The sequence below is a fragment of the Exiguobacterium sp. SH4S7 genome (assembly GCF_004336795.1).
GTDB lineage: Bacteria > Bacillota > Bacilli > Exiguobacteriales > Exiguobacteriaceae > Exiguobacterium > Exiguobacterium aurantiacum_A.
The window spans coordinates 1-14570 of the sequence record NZ_SJUT01000005.1 but is presented as its reverse complement, the minus strand read 5'-3'; the positions used below and the strand labels follow the sequence as shown (position 1 = coordinate 14570).

The window sequence follows — 14570 nt, the reverse complement described above, 5'->3', positions numbered from 1 at the left end:
CTTTTTACTGTTCATAGACAAGTTTCTTTTGTAAGCTTTCTTCGCTGAACACCCAACCGGTGAACGAAGACAAGACTTCGTTCGACTCTTCGTCGACGATGACGACAGCAACGAACGGGTAGATGTCTTTCGAGAAGTAGCGCAAATTCGTGAACCGATACTCGATCATGCCGTTGTGACGTGTGACCGTGTACGTGTGAATTTTTGAAAATGCTAAGAACGACTGCAAGTCTGCATTTTTACGAGCTTCGACGAAGTGCAGGTCGTCTTCGCCAGGCATCGCCTTGTCACGGAAGCGGCCACATTCGATGACTTCACCTTTTTTCACTTTGACCGCACCGAGTCCGTTGCGGAAACGAACGGCGACGTGCCAGTCGTCCCAACCAATACCTGGTGAGATAAAGAGCTCATGGGCACCGGCGAAGTGACGGGCGACCGTTGCGAGCGCACGGTTACGTAGTTTGAACTGAATCGCATAGTAACTGATGACGAGCGCAATGAGCAGTGCAAAAATCGGGACAGTTGCCCCTGTGATAAGCCATAATACATATGCTCCGTAATAAGCAGAGAACAAGTAGGGGTCAAACGTTCCGATGACGCCCCAGCCAATCCATTTCTTCGAGAAAGGTTGCAGGGCTTGCGTCCCGTAAGCGTTGAACAAGTCGACGGTGACGTGTAACAATACCGCGATTTGTGCCATGACCCATAATGAAGCAGGGTTGACGCCAAGTACCATACCGATGATGGCGCTGACGATGATCGGCCAAGCAAGAAGTGCGGTGATTCCGTGTGAAAGACCGCGGTGCTGGCGTAAATACGTGCTGTTTCCTTTAAGTTTGAAGACGGTGTCAAAGTCTGGCGCATGCGAACCGACAAGAGCGGTAGCCGTCATAGCCAAGAACATTTGCGAGTCGCCTGCTACTTCCGGGCTAAGTGTCGCAAGGGCGCTTAAACCAAGGCCCATTCCAATGTGTGTCGCAGTATCCAATGTGCTTCAGCACCTCCGTTAATAAAGAAACGACGTTCAATGATCGCTACCATCATACAATATTTTTAAAACGAGGGGAAACAAAATGCTCGATATTGATAAATTGTTCACAAATTATACTATTCGTCAGTTCAATGAAAATTTACTCACCTGGTTCAATCGTGAAAAACGCGATTTGCCGTGGCGACACGGGAAAAATCCGTACCGGGTGTGGGTGAGCGAAGTCATGCTCCAACAGACGCGCGTCGATACCGTCATCCCTTATTACAACCGATTCATGGACCGCTTCCCGACGATCGAGGACTTAGCAGAGGCTCATCCCGACGAGGTCGTCAAATATTGGGAAGGGCTTGGATATTACTCACGCGTCCGTAACCTCCATCAAGCGGTAAAAGAAGTCGTCTCTGCGTATGACGGCGTCGTACCGGAGGAAAAAGAACTGTTTGAAAAATTGAAAGGGGTCGGTCCGTATACGACCGGAGCCGTGCTCTCGATCGCCTACAATCAGCCCGAGCCTGCCGTCGACGGGAACGTCATGCGCGTCATGGCCCGCCAGTTTGGCATCTATGAAGATATCGCCGTACCAAAGACGCGGAAAATTTTTGATCAAGTCATTCGGCGCCTGATGGACCCGGAGCATGCCTCCGATTTTAATGAAGCTGTCATGGAGCTCGGTGCGACCGTCTGTACCCCGAAAAATCCGATGTGTTCGCTCTGTCCAGTCCAAGACGAATGTTACGCCTATGCGCATCACGTCCAGGATGAACTTCCGGTCAAGACGAAAAAAGGCGCGGCCCGGATCGAGATGTTCGATGCCCTCTACTGTAAACGTGACGGTCGCATCGCCTACGTTCAGCGGCCCGATACAGGTCTGCTCGCGGGAATGTGGCAATACCCGCTTACAGATCGTGGAACGGGGGAACAGTTAAACGGAACCTATATTGGACAAGTGAAACACGTGTTTTCACACATCATCTGGTACGTCGACTTATATGAGGTCGAAACGTTGCCGGACGAGGAGTGGATTTGGCTCGCCGGGGACGAGCGGGATGTGTTGACCGTGTCGGTTGCCCAACAAAAACTAGAACGATTGGTAGGGGATAGAAATGAGACAGTTTGACGTCGAAACGCCGTTCGACACTTCCGTCGAGGCGTTGTGGGAATTGTTGCAAGACGCGTCGCTTTTATCTGAACTGACGACGTTTCCAGAAGTGACGCTCGTCGGAGATGGCGCGTCCGTAGAAGGTAATCGAATCCATCTCCGTGTTGGTGTCGGACCGGTCACGCTGCCGTGGATCAGTGCGATCACGTTAGCGGGGCGGCACGCATTTTGTGACCAAGGTGTGACTTTGCCGTTCCCGTTCAAACGCTTTTGTCACGTTCACAGTGTGAAAGAAGTCGATGGGAAGGCCGTCATGGTCGATGAAGTGACGTTCGATAGTTACTTACCCGAAGCGATTGTCGAGCAGTTTATTCTTCGCCCGATGTTCGCAGGACGAGCCGTCGCCTTCCAAAAAGCACTAAATTCGTGAAAATAAGAGATTTCCTTTTTCATTGGTTCTGAAAGTCGCTATAATTAAAAATGAGAATGTACAGCATCATAGCGGAAAGGAGGAGCTTATGAGCTTATTTCCCAAAGCAGGTAGCAAGATCGAGATACAGAGCTACAAGCACAACGGGACTTTGCATCGCGTTTGGGAAGAAACGCTCGTCCTTCAATCGTCAAAAACGGATATGATTGGGTTCAACGACCGCATCATGGTCAGTGAATCAGACGGCCGGCAATGGAGAACAAGAGAGCCGGCAATTTGCTACTTTTCATCTGAGTTTTGGTTTAATGTCATCTGTATGATTCGCGAAGACGGGATTTACTACTACTGTAATCTAGGTTCGCCGACAACGTTCGATGGGGCAGAACGAGCCATCAAGTACATTGACTACGATTTAGATATTAAAGTGTTCCCGGATATGTCGTACACGATTTTAGATGAGGATGAATATGAGCGGCATCGTCGCGAAATGAATTATCCGAAAGCGATTGATCGAATCTTGAAACAGAACGTTCAAGAACTTATCAACTGGATTCGAGGACGGAAAGGGCCGTTCAACCCAACATTCGTCGATGAATGGTATCGCGAATACGAAGCACGTTACCGGAGATGAGTACTCATCTCCGCTTTTTTTCTTGAAGGAGGGCTCTATGGGAAGTGTTAGACGCTATTTACAGTTTGTAAAACCATATAAAAAACAAATTGCTTTGACGATTTTCGTCGGGATTTTGAAATTCTCGATTCCGCTCGGGCTACCGTTGCTCTACAAATACGTCATCGATAAATATTTGACGGAGCCGGACCCGGCGACGGATTACACTGAGCTCGTTTGGTTGTTCAGCATCGTCTTCTTCATCTTCCTCGTCTTGAAGCCGCCGATCGAGTATTTGCGGCAGTATTTAGCGCAATGGGCCGCAACACGAATTTTGTTCGACGTTCGGAACCGATTGTTCGACCACGTGCAAAAGCTATCGCTTCGCTACTATTCGAACAATAAGACCGGGCAGATCATCTCGCGTATCATCAACGATGTCGAGCAGACGAAAGACTTTGTCATCACGGGACTCATGAACATTTGGCTCGATATGGTCACGATTTTGATCGCGATCGCCATCATGTATACGATCGACCCGCAACTGACGCTCATCGCTATCTTGCCGCTCCCGTTTTATGCGATCGCCGTCCGCTACTTCTATGGACGCTTGCGCCGCCTCACCCGGGAACGCTCGGCCGCACTCGCTGATCTTCAAGGCCATTTGACCGAACGTGTCAACGGCATGGCTGTCATCCGCAGTTTCGCGCTCGAGCCGTATGAGAACAAGGCGTTTGAAGAACAGAACGGTGGCTTCTTGAAAGCCGCACTTCGCCATACAGGTTGGAATGCGAAGACGTACGTCGTCGTTTCGACAATCACGGACATCGCGCCGATCTTAATCTTTACGTCGGCTTCTTGGCTCGTGTTACAAGAACAGGTCTCGCTCGGGACACTCGTCGCTTTCATCGCCTATATCGATCGCCTCTACGCACCGCTCGGCCGTCTCGTCAACTCAGCGACGACGCTCACGCAGTCGGTCGCGTCGATGGACCGGGTCTTTGAATTTCTCGATGAGCCGTATGATATCGAACAGAAACGCGATGCGTTCGTGCCGGTGCAGACAGCCGGGGATATCGAACTCGACGGTGTCGGCTTTGCCTATGAGAAAGAAGGGACGCGTGCTTTGCATGACGTGAGCCTGCACATCCGGTCCGGGGAACGAGTCGCTTTCGTCGGCATGTCCGGCGGTGGAAAGTCGACGCTCGTCAGTCTGATTCCGCGTTTTTACGACGTGACGGACGGCAGTATTAAAATCGACGGCGTCGATGTCCGTGACTTTAAACTCCGGGCCCTTCGCGACCAAATCGGCATGGTCATGCAAGATTCGGTTCTCTTCAGTGAGTCGGTCGCCATGAACATCCGGATGGGGAATCCGGAAGCGACGGACGATGCCGTCATCGCCGCTGCGAAAGCGGCCAACGCCCACGAGTTCATCATGAACTTGCAGGACGGTTACAACACGCCGGTCGGCGAAAAAGGCGTGAAGCTGTCGGGTGGACAGAAGCAACGTCTTGCCATCGCCCGCGTCTTCCTCAAACATCCGCCGATCATCATTCTCGATGAGGCGACGAGTGCGCTCGACCTCGAGAGTGAGTCGATGATCCAAGATTCGCTCGCAAGATTGACGAAAGGACGGACGACGCTCATCGTCGCCCACCGCCTATCAACGATCACCGACGCCGATAAAATTGTCGTCGTCGACAACGGTCGAATCATGGAAGCGGGAACGCATGAAGAATTGATGCGTCGCCGTGGCGCTTACTATGATCTGTATATGATCCAAGACTTAGCTGTCGTGGAGTGAGGCTTCGAGTTCAACTCGAAGTCTTTTTTTGTTTTCCGTATCTAGTAGACGGGAATGAAGAAACGACATGCCAAAAGGGGGATGACACGATGATGAATGGGGAAGGATTGATCAATGTCCGTCCGCTCAACGACGGGTTAGAGTTAACGTGGTCGTTTGATGGGAAAGTGCGCGTCACACGCAACGGGAAGTACGTGTATGAGGGGACGGATCAGCATTATGTCGACCGGGAGACGAGCGTTGGGGAGCAAGTCGCTTACCGCATCTCGGACGAGTTTGGCGAAGTGGCAAAACTGTATACTGCGGCCGTTAATCCAAACGACGACTTGTATTGGAATCGTCATCTGACGTCGGCGGTCGTGGCGCCGAGCGGAACGTATTTACAGTGGGACCCGATCGCGGACGTCGACACGTATGCGGTATATCGTGAGGGACGCCGTATCGCGGAAATCGTCGGGAGCGGATACATCGACGAGACACCGCTCGAACAACCGACGCTCTATGAGGTTCGGGCTTTGCGTCCGGTCAAGCGAGATGATAAACCGGGGACCCGTATCGTGCATATGGTCGGAAAAGTGATGTCGATCGCGAAAGAGATGAAGTCGGATACGAGACGTGACAAGGAGCTCTACACGATGTATTTCCTCGTCAGTCCGACACGTCCGGACGTGGCCACGGTCGACGGCATTAACCTGCGTGTCCAGACGTTCATTCGTCCGCCGATGATTAAAAACCCGAACCTGATGTCACCGCACCCGTATTTTGAAGGGGACGGACGTCCTTATAACGTCCATGCGACCGAATACCGGACCCGGACGGAAGTGAAAGTCGAGGGGTTGACCGATATTCCGATTATCTCGTTAAAAAAAGATGCGAACGTTACACGCGGGTATACGAAGCATCATCGATTGACGGGCGAAGACGTCGCTTCGGTCGACCGCGTGTATGTAGAAGATGTCGACATCGAGCGAGGGAAAGCTGCATTTCGTTTGCAACATTCGGTAGGCAATCCGCTCGTCGTTGCGCCTGATATTAAATACACCATCGTCACGGCACTTAAAAACAGTGCGACGTTCAAACTGTCCGGAAGTCACACCCAGTCGCCGCATCATGAAGTCTACGTTCAAGTCGGCGATGCGCCGTGGATGACGATCCACCGGGCGGACGACCTTGGGGTCAGCTTTATGGGCAATCCGATGCCGGAGTGCCACTGGACGTACTTGACATGCATGGACTAAAAAACCAGCCGGCTCATTGATGAGTCGGCTGGTTTGGTGTTTGGTCGATAAAGCGACTCCGTTCTTCTGGGGTCGGTAGTTTGCACGTCTCTTTTTGACCGAACCAGCGATAGCGGTTGTTCGCGATGATGTCGTAACCAAAATCACGAAGCGGTTTAGGGACGAGTCGGATGAAGCGAAGCATCCGCCAGTTCCCGTCCAACCCCTCGGCGATTCGGGTCGCCGCGTCCGATTTCAAATAAGGGACGCCGCCTTTGATCAAAACGATGCTATCGACCGTATCCGGGATACGATGACGTTTTCGGATTGCTTGTCCGGCCTCACCTTGAAGTGAGGCGAAATGGAAGTTTCCTGTTGAATCACGATTTAAGATGAACTGCACACTGGCGTCACAAAAGTTGCAGTCTCCGTCAAATAACACAATGGCTGGCATAGGGAGCGCCTCCTTCTCTCCTGACTTTATCCGTTCGAACGAATGCTCAAACGTCAAGCGGCGAGCTGACGGGCAGGCTCCATCTTGTAGAGCGAGACGTAATAAAGGTAACCTCCAAGGGCGCCAAATAAGAACATGTAGCCGCTCATGAATACCGGCCCGATGAACGCGCCGACGACGATGCCGGCTGCGGCGACAAGTTTCGCCCCGTGGAACGTCAAGCCTCCGAAGGCGAGGTATGAGGCCCGTCGAGTCGGGTCGATCAAGTCGATTTGTTTCACTTGTCGAATCGGCGAATAGAGCAACTCACCAATGGTGAAGACGATGGCGAGAACGGCAAGCGTGATGAACGAGTTCATTGACGTAATCGCGGCATAGGCCGTCACGTATAAGGATAAGCCGATGAAGAAGATATACTTTTCCCGGTAGCGTTTCACGAAAGCGGTGACCGCGAACGTGATGGCGACGACGAGCAACGTGTTTTCAAGCTGCATGAACGCCATCATGCGGACGCCATCGAACGGGACGCCGACGATCGACCGTTCTGTGAACGATTCGGCCAAATGGACACCGATATAGTTTGCCATATGGAACTCGGTCGAGAAGACGAGCATGCTACCGAGGACGAACAGCATCCAACGACGGTCACTGAGTGCGATTCGATAGTTTTGATACACGCCGACGAGCGGGTTAGCAGACGTCGAACGGTTTCCTTTATAGCTATCAACGAGAAAACGTTGCAAGACGAGCGTCGTGATCGTCAACACGAGCGTCATTCCGACGAATAGTCCGAAACGATAGTCTCGATAAAAAGCACCTCCGAGCATGACGCCTCCAGCAATCGCCAAATTGACGAGCCAGTAGTCATATACGTAAATCGCTTTACGGTTCGACTCTTCCATCGAATCGATGACGATGGCTTCGAGAGCCGGGTAGTTCAAACCGTTCGCGACGGCGTGACCGAAGTAAAGCACGGCGACGGCAAACGCCCAGTTATTTGACGGATGAATGGCGACCGTCATCCCTAGAAAACAAAGGATTTGGACGATCTGACCGATTTGAAGCACGTGCTTGCGGTTGAAGCGGTCTGAAAAGTACCCGCCAAACAAGCCGGTGACGTAGCCGACGACAACAAACGACGTCATAATGATTCCGGCAGCGATTTTGCCGAGTTCTTCTGAAAAATATAAAGCCATAAATGGAAAGATGGCCGAGCCGACGATGCGGATGAAAAAGCCGCAGACGAGCCGGAGTCGAACGTTTAAAGGGAAATCTTTGAATTTCATGCGAGCACCTCCTTGTTACTAGTCTAATCGTGGACTACACTTGGTAAAAAGAGACAAATGATTTTTGGATGTCCACTTTTAGGGGGAACGACATGAATGCGAAGCTGGTGGCGATTTATCGTCGTGCGTTGGAACAGAACAAAGTGGAACTGACACTACGGGAAGCGGTCGATACGGTCGGCTATAGCGAGAAACAAGTGAAACGGGATATGAAGATGTGGGAAACGTTCGGGTGGGTGGAGTATCGGCCGGGGAAAGGACGAGGCCATGAATCGGTGCTCCGCTTTCAGCCGGAGTTTGACCGGACCCTGAGAGCTTGGATTGATGAGTCTTTCGTTCAAGCCTCGATGGCCGATGCGGCCAAGTGGTTGGAATGGGACTGGCCACCCGCCTTGCGAGAAGTGATTCAAGCACTTATTTGGAGCCGTTTTGGCTTTGAGCAGACTGAAGAAGACCGGTTCATTTTTCCGCGGACGAGGGCGCTCGAATCGCTCGATCCGCTCGATATCCACATCGCGATGGAGGCGTCTTTGTCACGGCACGTCTTCGACCGCCTGTTCGAATGGGACGGGACGACTGTCCAGTCCTCGCTCGCACATTATATAGAGGAAACACCGTTCGGATTTCGTTGCTATATCCGCAAAGGGGTAACGTTTCATAACGGGGTGACGCTTTCGGCCAAAGACGTCGTCTATTCGTTGAATCGGTTATTGGATCATGGCAAACAAGTATGGTTGTTCGCACCGATCGAACGAGTCGAGTCCCCGGCGCCGTACGTCATTGATTTACATACGAAAGCACACCTGGCCTATATTGAACGACTTCTCGCCCAAACCCCGGCCTCGATCACGTATCAAGGGGCCGAAGGGGTCGTGGGGACGGGACCGTTCAAGCTGGAGCAGACGTCGGAGGAAGTCGTACGTTTAAGAGCGTTCGAGCGCGGGCTCCGGCCGAGACCGTCTTTGGATGTGGTTGAATTCGTCACGTTTTCCGAAACGGATTATGCGAAATGGAGCACCCGTGACGACCATAGCCTCGTGAAGTGGATTGCCGAGGCGGGAGCACGCTATCTCGTGTTCAACATGAAGCAGTCCTGGTTGAAGGACGATGCGCCGGCGCGCCATGCGATTCAACGAGCGATTCAAAAAGAGGCGTTCGTGAAGATGGGAGGAGAGCGCCACCAAGTAGCACACGGATTTTTTCCGGAGATGAGTCGTCCCGTTCACGTGCAGGGGGAGGGAACGGTTTGTCAGCGTCCGCTCCGGCTGTTGCACTTGCCGTTTGAAGTGGCGGTGCAAGACGCGGCGCTCGTGGCTACACAGTTACGGACGGCCGGGTTTACCGTCGAGACTGAGACGTATACGATTGGGTCTTTGTTACAAGATGAGACGCTTTGCCGTGCCGATTTGATTTTATGCGGAGAGATGATGAGTGAAGATCTTGATTTGGCGTTCCTAGCCTTTTTGACGAGTGAACTGTCGCTTGTCGGCAAATTGCTCGCGAATGAAGTGGAACTCCGGGCGATGATGGACCGCTATCAACAAACCGACATGAGCGCTTGGTCGATGCTGCATCGCGAAGTCGAACGCTATTTGACTGAGGAGGCCCTCGTCATCCCGCTGTATCATGTCGCTCGTGAGCGCCGCTTTCCGAGTTTCTTTGGAGATGTGCCGCTCGATGTGTTCGGTCACCCGCGATATGATCAATTGTGGATTCGTCCGTCCGTATGAACATAAAAGGAGATGCCGCGGCATCTCCTTGTTTTATAGCTGTGCGAACGCGCGATTTACTGCGACAATCGTCTCATCGATATCTTGTTCCGTATGTTCCGTCGTCAAGAACCACGCCTCATATTTAGAAGGGGCCAAGTTGACACCGTTCTCAAGCATCAATTTGAAGAAGCGGCCGAATACTTCGCCGTCCGACTTCTCGGCTCCTTCGTAGTCCGTGACGATCTCGTCCGTGAAGTAGACGGTGAGCGCGCCTTTTAGGCGGTTAAGCGTGATCGTGACGCCGTGAGTTTTCGCGGCTTCACGGATCCCTGCTTCGAGACGTGCGCCTAACGAATCTAATGTTTCATAGACGCCCGGTTGCTCGAGCACTTCGAGGCAAGCGAGTCCGGTCGCCATCGAGGCGGGGTTTCCGGCCATCGTCCCGGCTTGGTAAGCGGGTCCGAGCGGTGCGACCGTCTCCATGATTTCTGTTTTCCCGCCGTATGCTCCGATTGGAAGTCCACCACCGATGATTTTACCGAGCGCCGTCATGTCTGGCTCGATGTTGTACACTTGTTGGGCGCTTCCGTACGTGAACCGGAACGCTGTGATGACTTCGTCGTAAATGACGAGCGCGCCGTGTTCATGGGTGATCTCGTTGATGGCTTGCAAGAAGCCGGGTTTTGGCTCAACGATCCCGAAGTTTCCGACGATCGGTTCGACGAGAACGCAGGCGACTTGATCGCCCCATTCGTTCATCATCGCCCGGTACGACTCGACGTCGTTGAACGGGACGGTGATAACTTCTTTCGCCGTGGCGCGGGTCACACCGGCTGAGTCGGGTGAGCCGAGCGTCGCCGGTCCGCTTCCCGCCGCAATCAGCATCAAGTCGGAATGGCCATGGTAGCAACCGCTGAACTTGACGACGAGTTCGCGTCCGGTATAGGCACGGGCGACACGGATTGTCGTCATGACGGCCTCGGTCCCGGAATTGGTGAAGCGGACTTTGTCCATCGATGGGATCGCCGCTTTTAGTTTCTTGGCGAAGTCGACCTCAAGCGCGTGAGGCGTCCCGTAAAGAAGCCCTTTTGAGGACGCTTCGATGAGGGCGTTATGGATATGGGGATGGGCATGGCCGGTAACGATTGGTCCATATGCGGCCAAGTAATCGATATAGCGGTTGCCGTCCACATCATAAAAATAAGCACCTTCGCCGCGCTCCATATAAACCGGGGCACCGCCGCCGACCGCTTTGAACGAACGTGAGGGACTGTTGACACCCCCGACGATATGCGTCAATGCGTCTTCATATAGTACGTCTGAAATTTTACGATTTGATGATGTTGTCATATGTATTGCCTCCTTTTACAAATTCGCAATTATTGTATCACAGCCGTCAACCGCATAAGCTCAACGTTTGACGAAGGGTTTAGAAATCAGTACACTATTTATAAAGATTACTATGTAAGAAATAGGTTAATTCTAAACAGACACTTCGCATAAATTCTAATAGAAGAAATGAGGGATTGACGTGGGAAGCGAAATGCTTGACCATGCTGTTCAGTCGCTCCGAGAACATGGAGTCAGAATGACGCCTCAGCGACAGGCGATTTTGGAGTACCTCGTCACGGAGCACAGTCACCCGACAGCGGATGACATTTATAAGGCACTTTCGGGTAGATTCCCGAACATGAGTGTCGCCACCGTCTATAACAACTTACGTGTCTTTAAAGATATCGGACTTGTTCAAGAGATGAATTATGGTGACGCTTCGAGCCGTTTCGATTTTGTGACATCACGTCACTATCACATTATCTGTGATGCGTGCGGGAAAGTCGTCGACTTTAACTATCCTGTCCTTGACGAGATTGAAGCCGTCGCTTCTCAATTGACAGGTTTCAAAGTGGATCGCCACCGCCTCGAAGTATATGGAACGTGCCCGGCTTGCCAAACTGAACAAGCGCATAAACATTAAAAACATCCTCAGGCTGAGGATGTTTTTTTAGTCGTTCTGGTGTGATTGACGTTTGTTATACTTCTCATCGAAGTCTTTGCCTTCGAGCGATTGATCGATCGTCAACGGTTCATCGCAATGCATACATAGATCGACACGTCCGAGCATCTTTGTCTCTTTCTCACAGTTCGGACAAGTGACGATGATTGCTTTCGTCGACGCCATGCCGACGATGAAGTAAAGCGCCGAGCTCGACAGTACCATCACGAAACCGAGCAACATGAAAATAATCATCAGCCACGCGATGCTTTTGGCAAGTAGTCCGAGATACATGACCCCAATCCCAGCGAACACGAGCAGCAAAGCCAGGTTTCTGGCGCGGTTGATTTTATTCCCCCGTTTTTTCATACATAATCCCTCCATGTCTGTCTTTACTATAGCTCATCTGCTCGAAGCTGAGAAGTTCGTACAATCGGTGGCAGGAGAATTTTAAAAGAAGGCGAATCATTTTTGTATCAGATTAGATAATCGTGTGAACCGATTGACGTTTACTAATTAGAAAGAAGGTATCAAGGTGACGATGGAATATGCGACTCGAACAATTTATTCAGAATATGCAGCCTTGAAAACAACGCTTGGCATCATTGAAGTGAAGAAGAAACGGCCGCGCGATCCATTAACAGATCAATCGGATCGATTGTTGATTGTGATTGAAGCGAAGGAAGAACCATTTTGGACAGTGAAACACTATCAAGTCGGACAAGAAAAAATCGTTCTTCATATAGTCAGTGATTCGATGATGGATCGTTGGATTCTAATGAACGAGAACCGGCGTGCCATCCATTGGATCGAAGACGGCATGGTGCTGTTCGAACGAAATGAGTTTTTGCTCGAGCTCAGGCAACGGTTGCGCAATTTCTCGAACGAGGAACAACGACTGCAACTCTCGCTCGCGTTCGCCAAGCTGCTTAGACGTTTCGAAGATGGGCGCGGACTGTTCTTACAGGAAGAGCATCAAGATGCGTTCACCCAAATCCACCATGCGCTCACGCATTTGGCGCGGCTCTCCATCCTGGAGGCAGGAATCCACCCAGAGATTGTATTATGGAAGCAAGTCCGTAAACTCGACCTAGAAGTGTATAAGCTTCACGACGAACTCGTGAACGGGCACGAATCACTCGAACAACGTATTCACCTGGTCATCATCGGCATGGAGCATTTAATTCAATCTAAAGTCTTGCCGGGTACGTTGTTACTTTTGCAGGCGATGCAACAACGTGACGAACCATGGTCGTTCTCGGAGTTGATGGAGCACCCGAACTTACAAGAGTTAAAAGTCGACCTCGGCAGCATCGTCGGCTTCTTAGTCCGGAAAGGTTACGTCCGGGCAGTGACACGTCCGACAAAAGGAGTAGGCGTCGAAGCGGTCGCTTATGAAATTGCTTAACTATATAGAAGAGAATGGGGAAACTGAATCGAATGAAGGTTACTAAATTTCTGCTCGGCAGTGTGTTTATTATATTTGCGGCTGGATTCTTATCAATTGTGACAGGATTGTTTGCGATGGGCGATCCTCTCGGAAGTGAGCGGCCGATCATTTGGACGATTTGGTACGTGGTCGTTCTCTTGATTGTTATTATGGCGCTATATGACTTTTCATCGTTATCGAAAGGACAACTCAAACGTATCGCTTTAATTGGAACGGTTGTCGGGATTGTTTTCTTTAGTTCCGTGAAAGGATATTACGTGTATACGGCGGGATTACGGATTGAAGAACGTGGCGTCTCGTTGCGTGACTATCAACCGTTCAAGCCTAAGTCTGATTTGGCTGAACTCGATAAGCCTTCAACATTTGAGATTGGAACAAAGATTCCCCGACTAGACGGCGCGACGGCGCTGTATCCGATGTATGCTGCATTCGTCGAGGCGGTTTATCCTGAAGCGGATTATAACCCCGATAGCCCTGAAGTCAGCTCGGTCGTCTCGACGACGACAGGTACAGCGTATGAGCGATTGGTTGAAGGGGAAACGGATATCATCTTTGTAGCCGGACCGTCCGATCAACAGTTGGCAGTAGCTGAGCGACAAGGAGTAGAGTTTCAGATGACACCGATCGGCCGTGAGGCGTTCGTCTTTTTTGTACATGAAGACAATCCGGTCGACTCGCTCGAATTGGAACAAATTCAAAACATCTATGCAGGAGACATTACGAGTTGGGATGAAGTCGGTGGTAAAAAAGATTCGATTCGAGCGTTCCAACGGCCAGAAGACAGCGGGAGCCAAACGGCTTTGCAGCGTTTGATGGGGGACAAAAAGCTTATGGACGCCCCGGTCGAGGATGTCCCGGAAGGAATGGGTGGCATCATCGAACAGACGGCTTCCTATCAAAACCATAAAAATGCCATCGGATTCTCGTTCCGCTTTTATGCAACGGAGATGGTAGATGAACATGCGATTAAATTGTTACGGGTCGATGATGTCGCGCCTACGGTCGAGACAATCGGGGACGGGACGTACCCGATCACATCCGAGTTTTATGCGGTCACGACGACCGACAAATACGAGCAATATAAGCCGTTCATCGAATGGCTGACGTCTGAAGAAGGACAGTCACTTGTTGAAAAGACAGGATACGTGCCACTGGCTACAAATTGATTGGGATTGGGTCTCTAAATACAGAGATCCAATCTTTTTTTATTTTCTTGTTATTTTTTATTGACGCGGTGGTAAATAGGCATTATAGTTATAAACGTTGTCACAGCAAATGATTATTCCAGAAAAACAATTTGTGAAAAAAGTTGTTGACTTTTAATCGGGAAACGTGATAAATTAACTGAGTCGCCAAGCGCGACAGACGAACTTTGAAAACTGAACGATGAGGCAAAAAAAGTTTTACAAGTTTTGATTGAAGCGCAAGCTTCGTCATTTTCAAGAGCTATATCAAATTCTTTGGAGAGTTTGATCCTGGCTCAGGACGAACGCTGGCGGCGTGCCTAATACATGCAAGTCG

The 14570-nt window shown here is 50.9% G+C and carries 14 protein-coding genes and 1 rRNA gene; 10 read left to right on the top strand and 5 right to left on the bottom strand.

Going from position 1 to position 14570, the window contains the following annotated elements; genetic code table 11:
• Positions 1 to 4: 4 nt before the first annotated feature.
• On the bottom strand, positions 5 to 988 hold the full coding sequence (locus EVJ29_RS10190; RefSeq protein ID WP_070328958.1) for a metal-dependent hydrolase: 984 nt from the start codon (positions 986 to 988) through the stop codon (positions 5 to 7).
• A gap of 85 nt (positions 989 to 1073) precedes the next feature.
• Here EVJ29_RS10190 and mutY point away from each other — a divergent pair, with 85 nt between their 5' ends.
• The 5 genes from mutY (at position 1074) to EVJ29_RS10165 (ending at position 6175) form a co-directional block, all read left to right on the top strand.
• Entirely contained in the window at positions 1074 to 2108 is a 1035-nt protein-coding gene (gene mutY / locus EVJ29_RS10185; RefSeq protein ID WP_131505079.1) for an A/G-specific adenine glycosylase, read from the top strand.
• The gene (locus tag EVJ29_RS10180) at positions 2095 to 2520 is read left to right on the top strand and encodes a hypothetical protein (RefSeq protein WP_071399191.1); all 426 of its coding nucleotides are present in this window, start codon (positions 2095 to 2097) and stop codon (positions 2518 to 2520) included. Before mutY ends, EVJ29_RS10180 begins: the two co-directional genes overlap by 14 nt.
• A gap of 88 nt (positions 2521 to 2608) precedes the next feature.
• Positions 2609 to 3151 carry a nucleoside tri-diphosphate phosphatase gene (gene ntdP / locus EVJ29_RS10175; RefSeq protein WP_021067741.1) on the top strand — a complete coding sequence of 181 codons (543 nt, stop codon included), beginning with the start codon at positions 2609 to 2611 and terminating at the stop codon, positions 3149 to 3151.
• 37 nt (positions 3152 to 3188) lie between these two features.
• Positions 3189 to 4937: an ABC transporter ATP-binding protein gene (locus EVJ29_RS10170; RefSeq protein WP_131505078.1), complete on the top strand. Its 1749-nt coding sequence runs from the start codon at positions 3189 to 3191 to the stop codon at positions 4935 to 4937.
• An 89-nt stretch (positions 4938 to 5026) separates the two neighbouring features.
• On the top strand, positions 5027 to 6175 hold the full coding sequence (locus tag EVJ29_RS10165; RefSeq protein WP_071399193.1) for a DUF3238 domain-containing protein: 1149 nt from the start codon (positions 5027 to 5029) through the stop codon (positions 6173 to 6175).
• A gap of 13 nt (positions 6176 to 6188) precedes the next feature.
• Here EVJ29_RS10165 and EVJ29_RS10160 read toward each other — a convergent pair whose 3' ends face one another.
• A complete protein-coding gene (locus EVJ29_RS10160) occupies positions 6189 to 6608 on the bottom strand; it encodes a thiol-disulfide oxidoreductase DCC family protein (RefSeq protein WP_131444189.1) in 420 nt (139 codons plus the stop codon).
• Between the two features lie 53 nt (positions 6609 to 6661).
• Positions 6662 to 7894, bottom strand: coding sequence for an MFS transporter (locus tag EVJ29_RS10155; protein ID WP_071399195.1), 1233 nt, complete (start codon positions 7892 to 7894; stop codon positions 6662 to 6664).
• A gap of 92 nt (positions 7895 to 7986) precedes the next feature.
• Between EVJ29_RS10155 and EVJ29_RS10150 the strand changes: the two genes are divergently transcribed.
• Positions 7987 to 9624 (top strand): ABC transporter substrate-binding protein, encoded by a 1638-nt coding sequence (locus EVJ29_RS10150; protein WP_161567353.1) that lies wholly within the window; start codon positions 7987 to 7989, stop codon positions 9622 to 9624.
• A 33-nt stretch (positions 9625 to 9657) separates the two neighbouring features.
• Here EVJ29_RS10150 and EVJ29_RS10145 read toward each other — a convergent pair whose 3' ends face one another.
• Entirely contained in the window at positions 9658 to 10956 is a 1299-nt protein-coding gene (locus tag EVJ29_RS10145; protein WP_131505076.1) for a glutamate-1-semialdehyde 2,1-aminomutase, read from the bottom strand.
• A 193-nt stretch (positions 10957 to 11149) separates the two neighbouring features.
• On the opposite strand from EVJ29_RS10145, the gene perR reads away from it, so the two are divergent.
• Positions 11150 to 11581 (top strand): peroxide-responsive transcriptional repressor PerR, encoded by a 432-nt coding sequence (perR, locus tag EVJ29_RS10140; protein ID WP_131490673.1) that lies wholly within the window; start codon positions 11150 to 11152, stop codon positions 11579 to 11581.
• Between the two features lie 27 nt (positions 11582 to 11608).
• Here the strand turns inward: perR and EVJ29_RS10135 are convergent, their stop codons facing one another.
• Positions 11609 to 11968 carry a YgzB family protein gene (locus tag EVJ29_RS10135; RefSeq protein WP_070328968.1) on the bottom strand — a complete coding sequence of 120 codons (360 nt, stop codon included), beginning with the start codon at positions 11966 to 11968 and terminating at the stop codon, positions 11609 to 11611.
• Between the two features lie 172 nt (positions 11969 to 12140).
• On the opposite strand from EVJ29_RS10135, the gene EVJ29_RS10130 reads away from it, so the two are divergent.
• The 3 genes from EVJ29_RS10130 to EVJ29_RS10120 all read left to right on the top strand — a co-directional run.
• A complete protein-coding gene (locus tag EVJ29_RS10130; RefSeq protein WP_070328983.1) occupies positions 12141 to 13007 on the top strand; it encodes a nucleotidyltransferase-like protein in 867 nt (288 codons plus the stop codon).
• Positions 13008 to 13039: 32 nt separating this feature from the next.
• Positions 13040 to 14215, top strand: a complete 1176-nt coding sequence (locus EVJ29_RS10125) for a PstS family phosphate ABC transporter substrate-binding protein (RefSeq protein ID WP_236633505.1) — start codon at positions 13040 to 13042, stop codon at positions 14213 to 14215.
• A 291-nt stretch (positions 14216 to 14506) separates the two neighbouring features.
• Positions 14507 to 14570: ribosomal RNA gene (locus EVJ29_RS10120) — 16S ribosomal RNA — on the top strand; the annotation flags it as partial.